Below are 16,399 nucleotides of genomic sequence, written 5' to 3'. Positions count from 1 at the left end.
CTCTGCTCCGCCGCGAGGTGTGTGCGGCGGCGAGGCGGGTTGGGTTCTATGATGAAGAGCCTGTCCCGCCTGAAATTCACTTGAACAACTTGTAATGTCGTGATGCCTGGTCAGGACTCCTGTTTTGCCGGGCTGGCCTTGTCTCGGGTGCTCTTTTCACGCAGGAAGGCCGGGACGATATAGATCGCGTCGATAAGGTAGCGCTTGGCAAGGCGACGTGGTTCGAGACACATGCGATGAAGCCACTCGAGCTTTGATTCTCGCATCCAACGAGGTGCGCGTTTGATCGTGCCGGTCGCAAAGGAAATTGAAGCGCCAATGCAAAAGCCCATGCCAACTCGCTCGTGAGGCTGAGTCATCGACGCCAGTACCTCGCCGCGAGGGGTTCCAACCGCATACAGCACCAGGTCAGACGGGTTTTCTCGTACGAACCGCAGGCACCGCTGCACTTCTTCAGGCTTCTTGATAAATCCCATCGGAGGGTTGTAGTGATGCAGCGTGATGCCGGGGTAGAGGGCCCGCAATCGTTCGGCCTCGCTTGTCACCGAACCGATCAGAACCACCCGCAGGCGATCCCTGTCTGCCCACTTCAGTAAGTCGAGCGTCAGGTCACTACCCGGGATAGCCTCGTCCAAATGAACACCCAGGCGGTGCAACAAGGAAAGCAGAATACGGCTGTCACATAGCCTCCAGCGGGCATTTGCGTAGGCGTGGCGCAGCTGGCCATCGCTTTCCAACTGCACGAGGTGGTCGACATTGGGTGTCACCACATACGAATAGGGCTGCCTGATGCCCTCGCGAATGCAGGTCAATAATGCTTTCTTATTGCCAGAATAAAAGTCGATTCCGAACGCTGTAGTATCACTTGACACTCATTGCTACTCCCTTGAAGGCGCCCTTGATACCCGACCATACGAGGGTGGGGTTTCGATATTCCTTGATCGTGGTAACAGCTGATAAAAGGAACGCGGATGTGAGGGCGAACACCGGACCATAAAAACGCTTGTTGAAACGAGTCGCTGCCCGGTTTCGGTAGTAGTGGTAAAACGCCGATCGGTTACCAAGGCTTAATGAGCCATAGTGGAACAGACGGCTTTGCGGAATGACCTTGATCGAAACACCAAAGCGCCTGGCGCGATATTGCCAATCCACTTCTTCGAAATACATGAAATAGCTTTCATCCATCAGCCCGATCTCCTTGGTCAGGGCCGCTGAAAAAGCGAGGCTGCAGCCCATCAGGTAATCCGGGCTATGGGCAACGCTTTGTAGCTGCATGGCTTCGACGCTCTGGTCTTTACCGAGCAGGCGGGCCTTGCCGAGGATGGGGTAGAGCTTACCTCCTCCATAGCACTCCAGGCGCCCGGTATCGGCGCTCAGGACGACTGAGCCGACGAACTGACGATCATGCTGCTTCAGGGCTTCCAGCAAGGGAGAAAAGGCGTCGCTTTCGACGTAGGTATCGTTATTCAGGACCCAGAAATAGGTCGGCTCCAGGTTTTGCATTGCCCAGCGCATGCCATAGTTGTTTCCGCCTGCGTACCCGTTATTTTCGGGGTTACAGAGAAACGTCACCTTTGAGGTTGGCTTCGCTTCCAACCACTGCTGCAACGTCTGCGCGGAGCCGTCCTGCGAATCATTGTCGACAACAACTATGTGGTCGATGGTCAAGCAATGCGCGAGCAGGCTTTCGACGCAACTGATGGTCTCAGTAGCAGCTTTGTAGTTGAGAATAAGTGCGACGTTCATGAACTCGTTCCTTGCTGCGAAGATAGCGTGCTCTGAGAGCGTGAATGACGAAAAGCATGCAGATGACGGGCTGCGTATATTCGAAAAGACCATTCAGAGGCCAGATCACAAAGAACGCGAGCATGACGGAATAGGTGAAACTCATCTCAGGGTTGATGTTGCGGGCGATGTGTCTGTAAACGTAGAGGGTCAGCGGTACGAGGAGGAAGGTTAGAAAACCGAAGCGGAACAACGTTCCGATGATGCCGATATCGGAAAGAAAGAAATGTTCGCCAAAGTAGGGAATGAATCCGTCTTGCCACATCAGCGATAACGAGCCGCTAGGCAACCAGTTGACCTGGTTCAGATGGCTGAAAACGGACGCGATCGTATGGGGACGAACGCCATCTTCCACATCACCGTCGAGGCTGCTTTCGTAGAATTCAAGGTTCAGCCCCAGCACTTCCAGCAACTCCGGGTAGAAATAGAACGGTGAAAGCAGCACACACAGGGACGCGGCCCATACCACGGCCTTGGCGCGCAGGCAAAACAGCGTGAAAGCCAGGCACAGGGCGATGAGCTGGCGGGTCTGTGTGGCGAAGACAAGGGTCAACAGAAGTATCGCCGCCACGATCAGATAGAAATTACGGCTTCGGCTGTCACCATTGATAGGTGATGTGCCTTTCGACCAGACCTGAATGCAATAGAAGTAGGCAAAGCAGATCAGGAACGGGCCGATAGACGAGCGATCTGGGCGGTCCCAGGACGTCTGCTCTTGCCGCAAGTCCGGCACCAGGCCGAATTTGAACCCCCATGACAGCACCACCGCAATCAGTGCTGCATATAGCAGAGCGCGCTCGAACTGCAGGGTGCTGACATGCTTGGAAAGCAGCAGCAAGGGGACGAAACCAAAAGTAAACAGGATCCTACGTTCCTCGATCAGACCGTAAGTGATCGGCTGGCCGAAGGTATAGAACGAGAAGATGGCAGGAAGCACGGTGAACACCACCACACTGTATGCCGCGTAGTACATGAGAATACGAAATTCACGGGACGCATCCTCGGTGCTTGCCAGTACCAGAAGCGCGGCAGCACCAAGACAGACCGCCAGGTACAGCTCGTTGAGGAACTTGAAGCCGATGGGGTTGTGCGTGCTGTCTCCGAACACCGAGAAGTGCAGGATGATTGCCAGTACGGTCAATGGCAGAAAAAAGAATCTGGAGCTGATGCTTGTCATCACCTGAGTCCTTAGGTGCTTTACCTTTCCAATAACTACGTCGCAACAAACTCAAGCTTTTCTCTCGTGCCCTGTTGATGCCTATGACGCGTCGTGCCTACGGATTGCTGGCTTGGGTTATCAAACGCCAACAATGGCTTGGGTGAAGCGTTGCCGTATAGCGCAGGGGCGTTCGAGCTCCGCTCGTATTAACCCCGAAGTGATCGGTCATCGCGTTGGACAACCAGTCCGGCACCTGGGTTGCGTAAAATTTCGAGATTTTTCAATCATCGAGAAATCTACGGCGAGGTTCGCAGTGCTGGTGATACCCGGCGTAAGGCCGAAGCGGTTTAAGCATGGCCAACCAGTTGGGGCTAGCCATAACGTGACCGCATCAGCACATGCCGATCACTGAGCGCTCGTCGGACCGAACTCGGTGCAGTCGTTTGGGACATGCTTCTGCAGAACTCGCATTTGCGGACGGTCCTTGCCGTTGATTGGCTCGATAGCCATTACGTATTCGCCCCATCCCGGGCCGCCTGCCCAGTAGGCACTGGGTATGCAGTGCTCGTTGAGATAGCCGAGCAGGTTGTCCATGGCGGTGAGCATGGATTCGGATTGCGCGGGCACGCCGTATTCCCCAAGGAAGCCTTTTTGCCCATGTTCCTTGAGCCACTCGATGAAAGGCTTCACCCGTTCAACACCCAGCATCGGATCGACGGTTTCATCGCTCGCGTAACGGCCGGAGAAGTCCTTGTCGAAGTAGACGTGACCTTCGTAGATGATCTTGTCTGCCGGGTCGTTTATGAGAAAGTCCTCGTTCACCTTTCTCCAGTGAAAGGTGCTGGCCCACCGGTCACCTTCGACGAATATCAGGGTCTGGTCATCCACCTCCCGAATCGCGTCCACTGCCGCTTGGGCGGCGCCAGGCCAGAGACCCTTCGTCGAGTGTGGCTCGTTCATGATGTCGTAGCCGAAAAGTGCCGGATGACCCTTGAATGTCTCGGCAAGCTTGCGCCAGACATCCGCGTAGGCCTTGTAGGGTACTTCTGCTGAGCCGATCAGCTTGCCCTTGTAGCGACCATAGTTGTGCATATCCAGAATGATTTTTTGATCATGCTGTGCGGCATAGTCCAAAGTCCTTCGAAGTAGACGAATCTGGTCGAAGTTAACGCCTTTGTTCAGGTCGTGCTGAACGCGTTCCCAGATAAAGGGGAAGCGGATCAGGCGGATGTTCTTGTCGGCGTAGTATTTGAAATATTTCTTGTCAGGATAGAAGTAGTTCGTGCCCACCTTTCCAGGCGTGACATGGGGAGCAAAGTTCGCTCCGGACATGTTGATCCCTATCAGGTCGATACCCTTGGCGTCGTCGGTTGCCTGGGCATGGGCGAGTGAGACAGCGCTAGCCAGGGTAAAGCCGATGATCAGCCACAGTGCTCTGGTCATGTGGTGGCTCGATTTCATGTAGGTAACCTTCATCAATAGCGCAGCACGTGGGCACGCTCGGAACATGGTTCAACGAGCGAATCATCCAGGGTGCGATCGTTAGGCGGTTGTTGAGCGCTCGGGGCGAATCAACCGGCGAGAAAGCGGTGCCATCACCTCGGTACGTTGACACACCGAGGTGATGCAATCACTTGCTCTGATACTCGTACTGGTAGTAACCGTACTCGCTGTAGGTCGAGGCCTTGCGGACAACGGCGTTGAAGATCACGCCCTTGACCATCAGTCCGTTCTGTTCGAGGCGACGCTTGGCGAACTCGATTTCCTTGATACCGTTCAGGCCGTAGCGGGTCACCATCAAGGTGGTGCCGGCCTGACTGCCGACCAGCGCAGCATCCGTCACGGCCAGGATCGGTGGTGTATCGAAAATCACCAGGTCGTACATGCTGCTGATCTCCCTGACGAAGCGCGAGAAGTTCTCGTGCATCAGGAGTTCCGACGGGTTGGGTGGAAGCTGTCCGTGGGTGATCACGTGCAAGTTGTTCAGCTGGGTTTTCTGGATGGCGTCGAACAGGGTGATGCGTCCCGAAAGAATATCCGACAGACCCTTTTCTCCCTGGCAGCGCATGACCTTGTGCAGGTAGCCCTTGCGCATGTCGGCATCGATCAGCAGTACCTTTTTACCCGACTGAGCCACAACGGCCGCAAGGTTGCTGGTCACGAACGACTTACCCACCGCCGGGCTGGGGCCGGTGATCATGAGGATATTGTTTTTCGCTTCGATCATTGCGAAGTGCAGGCTGGTACGCAGGCTGCGCATGGCTTCTGTCGCAAGGTCGGCCGGGTCGTTGATCGTCAGCAGGTAGGAGGCACTGCTCTTGTCACGCTTGAAATTGGCCAGACGCTTTTCCAGCAGCCCCTGCTTCTCGCTGAACGGAATCGCTGCGTATACCGGGATGCCGACGCGCTCGATGTCTTCCGGGTTCTCCACGCCCCGCTTGAGTGCTTCGCGGACGTACACGAAGGCTACGGCGATGATCGCTCCGAGCAGGGTAGCGACAATGACGATCAACGGCTTGTTTGGCTTGATCGGTTCATCGATATCGGCTGCCGCATGGTCGACGATACGTACATTGCCGACGGTGCCTGCGCGGATGATGTCCAGTTCCTGCGTCTTGTTCAGCAGCATCGAATAGGTATCGGACGAGACATCGACGTCGCGGGTCAGTCGCAGCAGTTCCTGTTGAGTGGACGGCAGGGTGCCGATCTGCTTTTCCAGCTCCGCCTTCTGCATTTGCAGCTGATTGATCTGATTCATCAGCGCCTGGAAGTTCGGATGCTGGCGAGTGAACCGGCTTTCCATTTCGGTGCGCTTGAGGTTCTGTTCGGAAATCTGGCTCTCGAGATCAACGATGCGGTCGAGTACCGATTGGGTTTCAGCAGAAATGTCCACCGAGCGATTGCCGGTCTGGAATTCGTTCAAGGCCGTTTGCGCGGCGTCGAGTTTCTTGCGAACTTCCGGTACCTGTTCGCTCAGGAATTCCAGGCTCTGCGTCGCCTCGGCCGCATTGCGGGCGATGTTCTGGTCGACGTAGCGCTGTGCGACCGCCTCAAGCACCTCGACTGCCTTTTGCGGGTCGGTATCCTCCAGGGTGACGTTGAGGATGCCGGACTGCTTGCCGCGTTCGCCGGCATTCAGTCGAGCCTGATAGTCTTCGGTGGTGGCGTAGGTACGGTTTTTAATGACGGTGAAGGTGGTTCCGGGGCGCGCGTTCAGCTCCGCCACGGTGATGCCGTAGTCAGGCGTCTCGATGGGTTCGCCCACGATGCCTTGAACAACCACTTCGCCATCGGTGTCGCGCAGGATAAAGCCGTTGTTTTCAGCAGCTTCCAGCGTCAGTTCTTCACCATGCATCTTGTCCGGGACGATCAGCTGCGTGACACGCAGCGACTCGCCACCCCAAGCATAGGACTCGAACCCTTCCGGATACCAGCCCAGCTGATTCTCCTCGGTGGGCTCGAACTTGCGGTAGACGTAGCCGCCGATCACCGGGAAATGGTGGGGTTTGATGATGATGTCGAGATTCAGGTCTTCAACGGCACCGCCTACGACCGAGCGCGACTTGAGCAGGGCTATTTCAGTCTGTGCCGGCGAGACGGCTGGCGCCGTGCCAACCACGTCCGTCAGGCTCGGCAATCCGCCTTTCGCCTGGATCTGAATCATCGCGCTCGCCAGATAGACCGGTGTGGCCAGCAGCGCATAGGCGATACCGAGCGCGGCAAAGAATCCGGTTATAGTGAGGATGAGTCCCCGATTGTTCAGGAAGGTGTCAAAGAGGTGGGCCAGATCAATGTCTTTTTCCTCTTTAGTCTCGTATATGGGTCGTGGCATGGTGGTCATCGAAGGTCCTTCTTCTTATTTCAGGTAAGGAAGCCAGCTTTCAACGGACTGTGTCAGAAGGCTGTGAACGTGTTCGAAGGCAGGCTTGGATTGACGGAAAGGGTCAGGGATCTCCGTGTCGTCCAGCCATTTGCCGATCAGGAAGGTCTTGCCATGTACCTCCGGGGCTATCTGGCGGATGTGCTGGATATGGCTCTGCTCCATGGCAAGAATGAGATCCGCCTGATGCAGCATGGCGCTATCGACCTGTCTGGCGCGGTGGCTAAGGAGTTCCAGTCCGTGTTCTTTCAGCACTTCGTGTGCGTTCTTGTCCATTGGCTTGCCTACCAGGGCACCTATGCCGGCCGAGCTGATCGACAGGCCTTTTTCCTTGAGTTTGTGTTTGAGCAACGCTTCGGCTGCCGGGCTTCGGCACACGTTGCCGACGCAGACGATCAGTATGTTCTTGAACATGATTATTTAGCCTAGCAGCCCCGTATCAATGGGCTGGAGGAGGGCCTGCGTTTTACAGACCGCAAATCTGATGATGGGCTTTTTCATAAGTTCAGTCCTGCTGCGCTCGCGCATGAAAAATAGGCGTGTGCCAATGGATTCGCTATGCGGGTGGCAGTCAATACACATCCTTGTTGAACAGCAGGGCTGGCACGGTACGCGCCAGAATGTAGATGTCGAACCAGACGGACCAGCGCTCGATGTAATCCAGGTCGAATTCGACACGTTTCTCGATTTTTTCCAGGGTGTCCGTTTCGCCGCGGTAGCCGTTGATCTGCGCCCAACCGGTAATGCCTGGCTTGACCCGATGGCGCGCTGAGTACTCGGAGACCGCGTCTTCGAACAGCACGCCGGCCGCTTTGGTTGCTGTCGCGTGGGGGCGGGGGCCGACCATCGACATACTGCCAAGAAACACGTTCAGCAACTGTGGAAGCTCGTCGAGGCTGGTCTTGCGAATGAAGCGACCGACACGGGTAATACGATCATCACCACGGGTAGTCTGGCGCTCGGCATTGGCATCGGATTTGGCGTGGTACATGGAGCGAAACTTGAAGACTTCGATCAAGCGGTTGTTGTAGCCGTAGCGTTTCTGCTTGAAGAGGACCGGGCCCGGGGAATCCAGCTTGATGGCCAGGGCGAGCAGCAACATCACCGGCGCGGCCGCAAGCAGAGCCAGGCTGGACAGCACGATGTCCTCGATGCGCTTGAACATCGGCGACCAGCCGCGCAGAGGCAGATCCGAAGCGATGAGGGTTGGAAGACCGCCGACTTCGGTGATGCGTTTGTTTGCATGGCGAAAGGCAACCATGTCAGGTACCAGCAACACATTGACTGGCAGTTTGCGCAACTCATTGATGACCTGGCCGATGCGGCTGTCGGCGAACCAGGGCAGGGCAACCAGCACTTGCGTGACCTTTTCCTCGCGGATCATTTGTTCCAGGTCGCGGGTATTGCCCAGGAGCGGCAGGTCGGCAAGGGTTTTCGGCAGGCGCTCCAGGCGGTCGTCGATGAACCCGAGCACACCGGTACGAATATCGCGATGGTGGGCCAGATACTCCGCCACGCGGACACCGTTGTCCGTGCCGCCGAGGATGACTGCGTTCTGCAGATAGACGCCTTTTGACATCAGTCGGCGGAACAGTGCGAGCATCATCAGGCGCTCGGCACCAAACAGAACGGTACTGGTGGCAAACCAGAAGGTCAGGTGCTTGGCTTCGAGGTAGCTGAACATGCCCAGCCCCTGATGCATGAAGATGAGCAGGCTGAATGCTGCGGCCCACGCAACCAGCATCGTGCGAAAGCGCAGCAGCGTGCTGAAGACTTCTTCGCTGTATATGCCGACGGACTGGAAGATCACTACGCTGATTACAGCGAAGAACACCAGGAAGGTACTGAAGGTGCCGCCGCCTACCGGTAGCTCCAAAGGAAGGAAAAGCAACAGCAGTACGCCCGGCAATACAGCGGTCAGGCCATGTATCAGGCGGACACTGGCTAGAAAGTAATCGACAAAACTGGGGTGAGCATACTCAAGTGTTCCAACGGACTGTAAGCGCATACAAGGCTCCTTCCTTCAGCTATCGCTAGCTCAATACTCGATTTGATCGCCGCTATCCGCGGTTTTGATGGCAGGCCGCTACTGCAACCTTTATCTGGACAATGCTCCGACCGTCGGCCGCGAGATGAGTTCATCCGAATGCGCGAAAGTGACGAAAAACAGAAAGAATTAAATGACCTGGTTAACCTACTGATCTGTAAGGAATATTCCGTCGATTCCCAGCGGAAGGGGCAGCGCGGCGCGGCGCCTGGGCTGACCGATGGTCCTCGGGTCGAGGGGGCGGCTTAACCCTTTGGCTGAAGCTGCTTCACAACTTTCCGATGGCGTGACGGGTCCTATCTTTCGAAGTTACAGACTGGAAGCCTCAGGCATGAATCACCCGAATGCGCTGCTCGTTCTGCATGGAAAACAGGCGCTCAATGAAGAGGTTCGTTTCGCGGTCAAGGAATGGCGTGCGCTGGGGCGGGAGCTGGCAGTGCGTGTCACCTGGGAACCCGGAGACACCCGGCGCATTGTTCATGAAGCCGTGGCCGCGGGGTATCGCACGCTGGTGGCGGGAGGTGGAGATGGCACGCTGCGCGAGGTCGTCCAGGCCTTGCTGGAAACCGGCGTGGACGCGAGCCTGGCATTGCTGCCGCTTGGCACGGCGAACGATTTCGCCCACGCAGCGGATATCCCGCTGGAGCCCTTCGAGGCGCTGACGCTGCTCGATCGCGAGCCAGTCCTGGTCGATGTGGGCGAAATGAACGGTGAGCCATTCCTGAACATGGCAACTGGTGGCTTTGGTTCCAGGGTCACCGCAACCACCTCCGAAGATCTCAAGCGAGTCCTGGGTGGAGGCGCGTATCTCCTGACCGGCTTGTCACGATTCAGCGAGCTTCACGCCGCCTGGGGCCATTTCGTTGGGCCGGACTTTGCCTGGGAGGGTGAATTCCTTGCCCTGGGTATTGGCAATGGTCGCCAGGCCGGAGGAGGCCAACAGCTCTGCCCACAGGCATCCGTGAATGATGGCTTGCTGGATGTTTGCATCGTTCCGGCACCGCCCGATGCAGTAGGCACCTTGGGAACACTGCTGAGCGGTGGGCTGCGCGGGGTAGATGCCGTTTCGGTAAAAGCGCGGGTTCCCTGGCTCGAAGTGGACGGCCCTGTCGAGATCGATATCAACCTTGACGGTGAACCTTCTTCGGCGAAGCGGATGAGGTTCACCGTGCGGCCCGGATGTCTGAAGGTGCACCTGCCCGTCGATAGCCCCCTCTTGCTAAACGAGCCGCTTTCTGTCGAAAGCGAGGCGGCTTGCTGAATGGTCTAGTCGGCAAAGCGTAATGGCATTGCGCCTTGCTGGGTTCGGGTTGATGATGGGCCGGTAAATAGTTGCGTGGCCGGATAAAGCGCCGCGACTCTCTGCCGATAGCCCATTAGTCCCTGCAGTCAACAAGGAGCCCGCAATGGCCGGCATTCTAGATTCAGTCGATCAACGCACCCGGTTGGTGGGGCAGAATCGTCTGGAAATCCTCATGTTCAGGCTTTCGGGCCGACAGAAGTTTGCGATAAACGTGTTCAAGGTGCAGGAAGTGGTACAACTGCCAAAGATGACGCTGATGCCGCATCGGCACAATTCCGTATGCGGGGTTGTCAATCTGCGCGGGCAGACGTTGCCTGTCATCGATCTCTCGCGTGCCATCGGGCTGCGCCCGCTGGTCCCGGATGAGCGCAGCACCATTATCGTCACCGAATACAATCGGTCTATTCAGGCCTTTCTGGTTGGCGGCGTGGATCGCATCCTCAACCTCAACTGGGAAGAGGTTCTGCCGCCCCCGGCCACGGCAGGTCGCCAGCACTACCTGACCGCTATCACCAAGGTCGAAGACCAACTGGTAGAGGTCATCGATGTGGAGAAGGTCCTGGCTGAAATCGTCCCGTACGACACCAGCATTTCGCCGGACCGCCTCACAGACCCTGTGCTGGAACGCGCGCGGGGTCGCGAGGTGCTCTGTGTAGATGACTCAACCGTCGCCTTGTCGCAGTTGCGTGAAACCCTGAGTCAGCTCGGGGTTACCGTCCATACCGCCAGCGATGGCATGAAGGGATTGCGCAAGCTGCAGGCCTGGGCTGATGCTGGCGATGTGCTCACCGAACGACTGCTGATGGTGTTCACGGACGCAGAAATGCCGGAAATGGACGGCTATCGCCTGACCACAGAGATACGCAACGACCCACGTCTGCGCGATCTCCATGTCGTTCTGCATACTTCCTTATCGGGTAGCTTCAACCTGGCGATGGTGCAGAAAGTCGGTTGCGACAACTTCCTTTCCAAGTTTCAGCCGGAGAAATTGGTCGACGTGGTCCGGGAACGCCTGTTGCTGGATGAAAAGCGCTGATCGTCAATCACTCCGGGGGGGCTGTCGCATGCATCTGTCGTCACTTTACCGCTACCCCCTCAAGTCCGGCTCCGCTGAAATGCTGGAGGAGGGGAGCACCGATAAGCTCGGATTGATGGGTGATCGCCGCTGGATGGTTATCGACGCCGAGACGGGAAACTTCCTGACCCAGCGCGTGTTGCCGCAGATGGCATTGCTGCAGGCGCGATGGCGGGACGATAGCGTATTGCAGCTCGAGGCGCCCGGACTCGAACCCTTGCTGGTCGAGGTTCCCGATGCATCGCAGGCCGAGCGTGGCGCAGTCATCTGGCGTGAATCGATACAAGTACCAGATGCCGGAGACTGTGCAGGTTTCTGGCTGACTCGCTTGCTTGGACGCCCCTGTCGGCTTGTGTATCTGCCGGCTACTCGCGGTATCCAGGTCGACCGCGACTTCGCCCGTGCCGGTGAGCAGACATCCTTCAGTGACGGCTTTCCTTTCCTGTTGATTGGCCAGGCTTCGCTCGACGACCTGTCGGCCCGCGTTGGACGTCTCTTCGACATGAGCCGCTTCCGCCCGAATCTGGTGGTTGCGGGTGCAGATCCCTATGCCGAGGACAGCTGGCGGCGTATCCGCATCGGCACCATCGAGTTTCGCGTGGTCAAGCCCTGCTCGCGTTGCATCATCCCCACCATCGATCCGCGCACTGCCGAACGCAGCGCCGACCGCGAACCGCTGGCAACCCTGATGACGTACCGCAAGCGTGAGGGCGGCGTATTCTTTGGGCAGAACCTGATTGCCGAGAGTACCGGCCACCTGAGGCAGGGTATGTCGGTTGAAATCCTGGAGTAGCGAGGCCGCAAAGGGATCGTTGTCCAACTGCGCCCGGTTGAGCAGGGTTCAAACAGGTTCATTGCGAGCCCGGGCAAACTGCTTCGCTCATTCCGTCATAGGCTGGGATGTATCATGCCTGGCCGTCGCACGCAGCGTTTTAAATGGCTGTATTGCTCGCCTGTTCACCACTGCATAGTGAAGCTGGCCACAGGCAACGCTGGCTTTCATCCAGCCCGGTCGCCGGGCTGAACAAGTCCAGATATGAGCGAGCATCGTCTCCTACTGGCTTTCGAAATAGCGTTCATGCCACTCGACCAGCGGCTGAGGTGCATTGAGTTTCTGCCCGTAGATCACCGAATAGGTGAGCACATTCTGTACGTACTGGCGGGTTTCATCGAAAGGGATGTTTTCCACCCAGACATCAAAAGGCAGGTGCCGTGCATCCTTCAACCACTGGCGAACCCTACCCGGACCTGCGTTATACGCTGCGGAAGCAAGCACCCGGTTGCCCTTGAACTGCCCATAGATCTGGCTGAGATAGGCGGCACCCAACTGAATGTTTGTATCGGGATCCAGCACCTGTTGTGACGAGGCCAGTGGGATATTGAACCGCTTCGCGGTTTCCCTTGCCGTGGCCGGCATGAGCTGCATCAACCCGCTGGCGCCGACCCCCGATCGAGCATCGGTCATGAAGGCACTTTCCTGGCGAGTAATGGCAAATACCCAGCTTGGATGAATCTCCCGTGCCTTGGCGGCACTGACCAGGCTGCTGCGATAGGCCATGGGAAAACGGATGTCCAGATCGTCCCAGTACTGGGCCTGGCTGATCGTACGGATTGCCGGGAAATACCATTGTTGGTCGAAGGCCAGGCGTGCCTGGGCAACCAATTCGTCACGGCTGAATCGGCGGCTGGCGTGGTACCACTCGCGACGGCCGTCGACGATCTGGCCCCGTGCATGGAATTCCAAGGCGCGACGAATACCGGCAGTGTTACGCACTTTCTGGATAAGCTTTGGTTCGAGCGCCAATGGCTGATGATTAAGCCGATAGGGTGCCTGGATCCGGTCTGCCGAAAGGAAACCGTAGAAATCCCGTTCACTGGCGACAGGCTGGTACAGGCGAGCGGCCTCCTCGTCGTTGGGGTGGGCCAGTTCCATGCTGCGAGCTTTCCAGTAGCGCCACCGGTTGGTGTTGGCGAGCTCATCGGGGAAACGCTGCGTCAGTTCATGGGCTTCTTTCCACCGTCCCATGCGCAACAGCAGCCGCGCTCTCCATTCGCTGACAGTATTGTCACGCAGGTCGGGGTCGTATTCGGCCATCACCTTCAGCGCACGTGGGTCGAAGCGCTTGGCCAGGGTCAGCCCGATCTGACGTGCGATGGCGACCCGCTCATCCGAAGAGAACGACAGCCGACGGGCGTAACCATCAAGCAAATCCAAGGCCTTTTCCGGATCCTGACGCGCAAGCCGACGCAGACCGAGCGACACTACATCGGCCATGGCCTGGGTGGAGGGTGTGAAACGATCAGACTGGCTCAGCAGTTGCGGCTTCTTCGCGACTTCGATCAAGAGCTCGCCCTGGCGCTTGAGCGTCGGCAGATTTTTCACCAGGAAATTGGCCAGGCTGTAATTGCCTGTCTCTACGGCGAGCTTGGCGCGCTTCCAGCGCAACTCCTCGGTTAGTTGCCCGTCCTTCTCCCAGCGCTCGAACAGCGCATCGCAAGCGTTGTGCTGCGACTTGCCGACCAACCAGAGTTTCTCGGCCGTGGCGTAGCCCTGTTCGCTTTGTCCACTGAGCAGCTGATACTGGCCAAACAGGCAGTCCAGCTCGGTGAAATTCATGGCGGGATCGTAATGGGCCACGAAAGGTTGCCAATCGCCGCGTGCGGCGAGCAGCCGCAGCCAGCGCAGTTTCATCCAGCTCGCCTGGGGAAGATCGCCGTGGTCGGCAAGGAACTGCTCCACTTCATCGTTGCTGGCGGTCTTGAGCCGCGCCGTCAGGTCGTCATAGGCAAGATAAGGCTCAAGCGGATAGTCACGCAGCGCAGCGGCGTTGCGTCGGTATGGCCCGCTGTCACCCTTGGCCAGTGCCCGTTTGGCTTCGTCGTAAAGCTGACGTTGCTGTTCAAGATTTGCCGCTTGGGTAGTCTGGAAAGTGAGTAGGGCCAAAAGACAAATACAGATACTGGAGAGTCGACCGCGCATGAGACTTCCGAAGAGGGGTGCTGGGAATTTCAGCGGCTAGCTTAGCTTGGCCAGTCGGGCAGTTAAACGAGGATTAATCGCTGGGAACCATCAAAGCGAAACTTCCGACGAGCGTGATGCCGATGCTCGCCCGTGCCTGCCCCGGCTTGCCGACAAACAGTACCGAAGCCGGCGCAAGTCTCGTCTGAAGCGGATTGCAGGCTACCAGGCCAGTCCGGTTGAGCGGCGCCTTCTGCTAGAATGCGCGCCCTGTTTCGTGGAGGTAGTCATGACCCTGCTCAAGTTGACCGATGTGTCCCTCGCCTATGGCAACAATCCATTGCTCGATGGAGTGTCCTGGCAGATTGCGCGAGGTGAGCGGGTTTGCATCATCGGCCGTAACGGGACCGGCAAATCCAGCATGCTCAGTCTGGTCAAGGGTAGCCAGCTGCCCGATGAAGGCGAAGTCTGGCGGGCCCCTGGGCTGAAGATCGGCGAATTGCCACAGGAGTTGCCGGTTGCAGACAACCGCACGGTATTCGATGTGGTAGCCGAGGGGCTGGCCGGGGTGGGTCAGCTGCTCGCCGATTACCACCATCTGAGCCAGAACATCCAGAATGAGGCAGACCTCGACAAGCTCATGCACGTCCAACAGGAACTGGAAGCCAAGGATGGCTGGCGTTTGCAGCAGTTGGTCGACAGTACCTTGAGCCGCTTGCAGCTGCCTGCGGAGAAGACCTTGGCCGAAATGTCCGGCGGTTGGCGCCGGCGTGTGTTGCTGGCGCAGGCACTGGTTTCCGAGCCTGACCTGCTGTTGCTCGACGAGCCCACCAACCATCTGGACATCGGCGCGATTGCCTGGTTGGAAGAGGCACTGATGGGGTTCGGCGGTGCCGTGCTGTTCATCACCCACGACCGCGCGTTCCTGCAGAACCTGGCTACCCGCATTCTCGAGCTGGATCGTGGCCACATGATCGACTGGAACGGCGACTATGCCAGCTTTCTGGTGCATAAGGAGCAGCAGCTGGCGGCCGAAGAAACCGCCAATGCGCTATTCGACAAGAAACTGGCCCAGGAGGAAGTGTGGATCCGCCAGGGCATCAAGGCCCGTCGTACCCGTAACGAAGGACGCGTACGTGCCCTCAAGGCGCTTCGTGCCGAGCGCGGTGAGCGACGCGAGCATCAGGGCAAGGCCAACATCCAGATCGATGCCGCCGAGAAGTCCGGCAAGCAGGTCATTGTGGTCGAGCACGCGAGTTTCGGTCATCCAGGCGGCGAGCTGCTCATTCGTGATTTTTCGATGGTACTGCAGCGGGGCGATCGGATCGGCTTGCTAGGCGCCAATGGCACCGGCAAGACCACCCTGCTCAAGCTGCTGCTGGGTGATCTGCAGCCCACCAGCGGCACCGTCGAAGCGGGAACCAAGCTGGAAGTGGCATATTTCGACCAATTGCGTCACCAGCTGGAGCTGGAAAAGACGGTAGTCGATAACGTCGCCGAGGGACGCGACTTCATCACCATCGACGGTCAGAATCGTCACGTGCTCAGCTACCTTGGGGATTTCCTGTTCAGTCCCCAGCGCGCCCGTACACCGGTCAAGGCGCTCTCCGGGGGCGAGCGGGCACGGCTCTTGCTCGCCAAACTGTTCAGCAAGCCCGCCAACCTGCTCGTACTCGATGAACCGACCAACGATCTTGATGTGGAGACGCTCGAACTCCTCGAAGAGGTGCTGCTGAGTTTCCAGGGGACGGTACTGATGGTCAGCCATGACCGGGCATTCCTCGACAACGTGGTTACCAGCACCCTGGTCTTCGAGGGCAACGGGGTTGTACGCGAATACGTCGGCGGCTATCAGGATTGGCTACGCCAGGGTGGTTCGGTAAGGCTGCTGGGTGTCGGCGAGGGTAAGGAGGCAAAACCCGAAGCGACGCCATCCAAGCCGTCAGCCGCTCAGGCTCCAGCCGAGCCTGCGAAGAAGAGGCTGAGCTACAAGGTGCAGCGCGAACTGGAAGCCTTGCCTGGCAAGATTGATGCAGTCGAGAAGTCCATCGCCGCGCTGACAGAGGAAATGGCGCAGCCAGCCTTCTACCAGCAGACTGCCGAGCGGACCGGAGCAACCATAGCCAAACTCGAGGCGCAGCAGAAGGAGCTCGACGAATTGCTCGAGCGCTGGGCCGAGCTTGAAGGCTGA

The 16,399-nt window shown here is 57.9% G+C and carries 12 protein-coding genes; 4 read left to right on the top strand and 8 right to left on the bottom strand.

Features of this window, described 5'->3' with window-relative positions; genetic code table 11:
- Positions 1-110: 110 nt before the first annotated feature.
- The 7 genes from AC4LFW_RS09975 to AC4LFW_RS09945 form a co-directional block, all read right to left on the bottom strand.
- Positions 111-872, bottom strand: a complete 762-nt coding sequence (locus tag AC4LFW_RS09975) for a WecB/TagA/CpsF family glycosyltransferase (protein ID WP_491818895.1) — start codon at positions 870-872, stop codon at positions 111-113.
- Positions 862-1,746 carry a glycosyltransferase family 2 protein gene (locus tag AC4LFW_RS09970; protein ID WP_491818894.1) on the bottom strand — a complete coding sequence of 295 codons (885 nt, stop codon included), beginning with the start codon at positions 1,744-1,746 and terminating at the stop codon, positions 862-864. The genes AC4LFW_RS09975 and AC4LFW_RS09970 overlap by 11 nt, the downstream gene beginning before the upstream one ends.
- Complete coding sequence (locus AC4LFW_RS09965; protein ID WP_491818893.1) at positions 1,706-2,962, bottom strand: hypothetical protein; 1,257 nt, start codon at positions 2,960-2,962, stop codon at positions 1,706-1,708. Before AC4LFW_RS09965 ends, AC4LFW_RS09970 begins: the two co-directional genes overlap by 41 nt.
- Positions 2,963-3,349: 387 nt before the next feature.
- Complete coding sequence (locus tag AC4LFW_RS09960) at positions 3,350-4,387, bottom strand: glycoside hydrolase family 5 protein (protein WP_491818892.1); 1,038 nt, start codon at positions 4,385-4,387, stop codon at positions 3,350-3,352.
- A 187-nt stretch (positions 4,388-4,574) separates the two neighbouring features.
- Positions 4,575-6,785: a polysaccharide biosynthesis tyrosine autokinase gene (locus AC4LFW_RS09955; protein WP_491818891.1), complete on the bottom strand. Its 2,211-nt coding sequence runs from the start codon at positions 6,783-6,785 to the stop codon at positions 4,575-4,577.
- Positions 6,786-6,800: 15 nt separating this feature from the next.
- Positions 6,801-7,238 (bottom strand): low molecular weight protein-tyrosine-phosphatase, encoded by a 438-nt coding sequence (locus AC4LFW_RS09950; protein ID WP_491818890.1) that lies wholly within the window; start codon positions 7,236-7,238, stop codon positions 6,801-6,803.
- Positions 7,239-7,395: 157 nt separating this feature from the next.
- Positions 7,396-8,832: an undecaprenyl-phosphate glucose phosphotransferase gene (locus tag AC4LFW_RS09945; protein WP_491818889.1), complete on the bottom strand. Its 1,437-nt coding sequence runs from the start codon at positions 8,830-8,832 to the stop codon at positions 7,396-7,398.
- 370 nt (positions 8,833-9,202) lie between these two features.
- On the opposite strand from AC4LFW_RS09945, the gene yegS reads away from it, so the two are divergent.
- The 3 genes from yegS to AC4LFW_RS09930 all read left to right on the top strand — a co-directional run bounded on the left by yegS (position 9,203) and on the right by AC4LFW_RS09930 (position 12,042).
- On the top strand, positions 9,203-10,132 hold the full coding sequence (yegS, locus tag AC4LFW_RS09940) for a lipid kinase YegS (RefSeq protein ID WP_491818888.1): 930 nt from the start codon (positions 9,203-9,205) through the stop codon (positions 10,130-10,132).
- 145 nt (positions 10,133-10,277) lie between these two features.
- Complete coding sequence (locus tag AC4LFW_RS09935; RefSeq protein WP_491818887.1) at positions 10,278-11,210, top strand: chemotaxis protein CheV; 933 nt, start codon at positions 10,278-10,280, stop codon at positions 11,208-11,210.
- Positions 11,211-11,238: 28 nt separating this feature from the next.
- Positions 11,239-12,042, top strand: a complete 804-nt coding sequence (locus AC4LFW_RS09930) for an MOSC domain-containing protein (protein ID WP_491818886.1) — start codon at positions 11,239-11,241, stop codon at positions 12,040-12,042.
- 261 nt (positions 12,043-12,303) lie between these two features.
- On the opposite strand, the gene AC4LFW_RS09925 is transcribed toward AC4LFW_RS09930, so the two are convergent.
- On the bottom strand, positions 12,304-14,229 hold the full coding sequence (locus tag AC4LFW_RS09925; protein ID WP_491818885.1) for a transglycosylase SLT domain-containing protein: 1,926 nt from the start codon (positions 14,227-14,229) through the stop codon (positions 12,304-12,306).
- Positions 14,230-14,497: 268 nt separating this feature from the next.
- Here AC4LFW_RS09925 and AC4LFW_RS09920 point away from each other — a divergent pair, with 268 nt between their 5' ends.
- On the top strand, positions 14,498-16,399 hold the full coding sequence (locus tag AC4LFW_RS09920; RefSeq protein WP_491818884.1) for an ATP-binding cassette domain-containing protein: 1,902 nt from the start codon (positions 14,498-14,500) through the stop codon (positions 16,397-16,399).

It is taken from the genome of Stutzerimonas sp. C6.4V (assembly GCF_058536345.1).
This window is presented reverse-complemented; position numbering and strand designations above follow the sequence as displayed.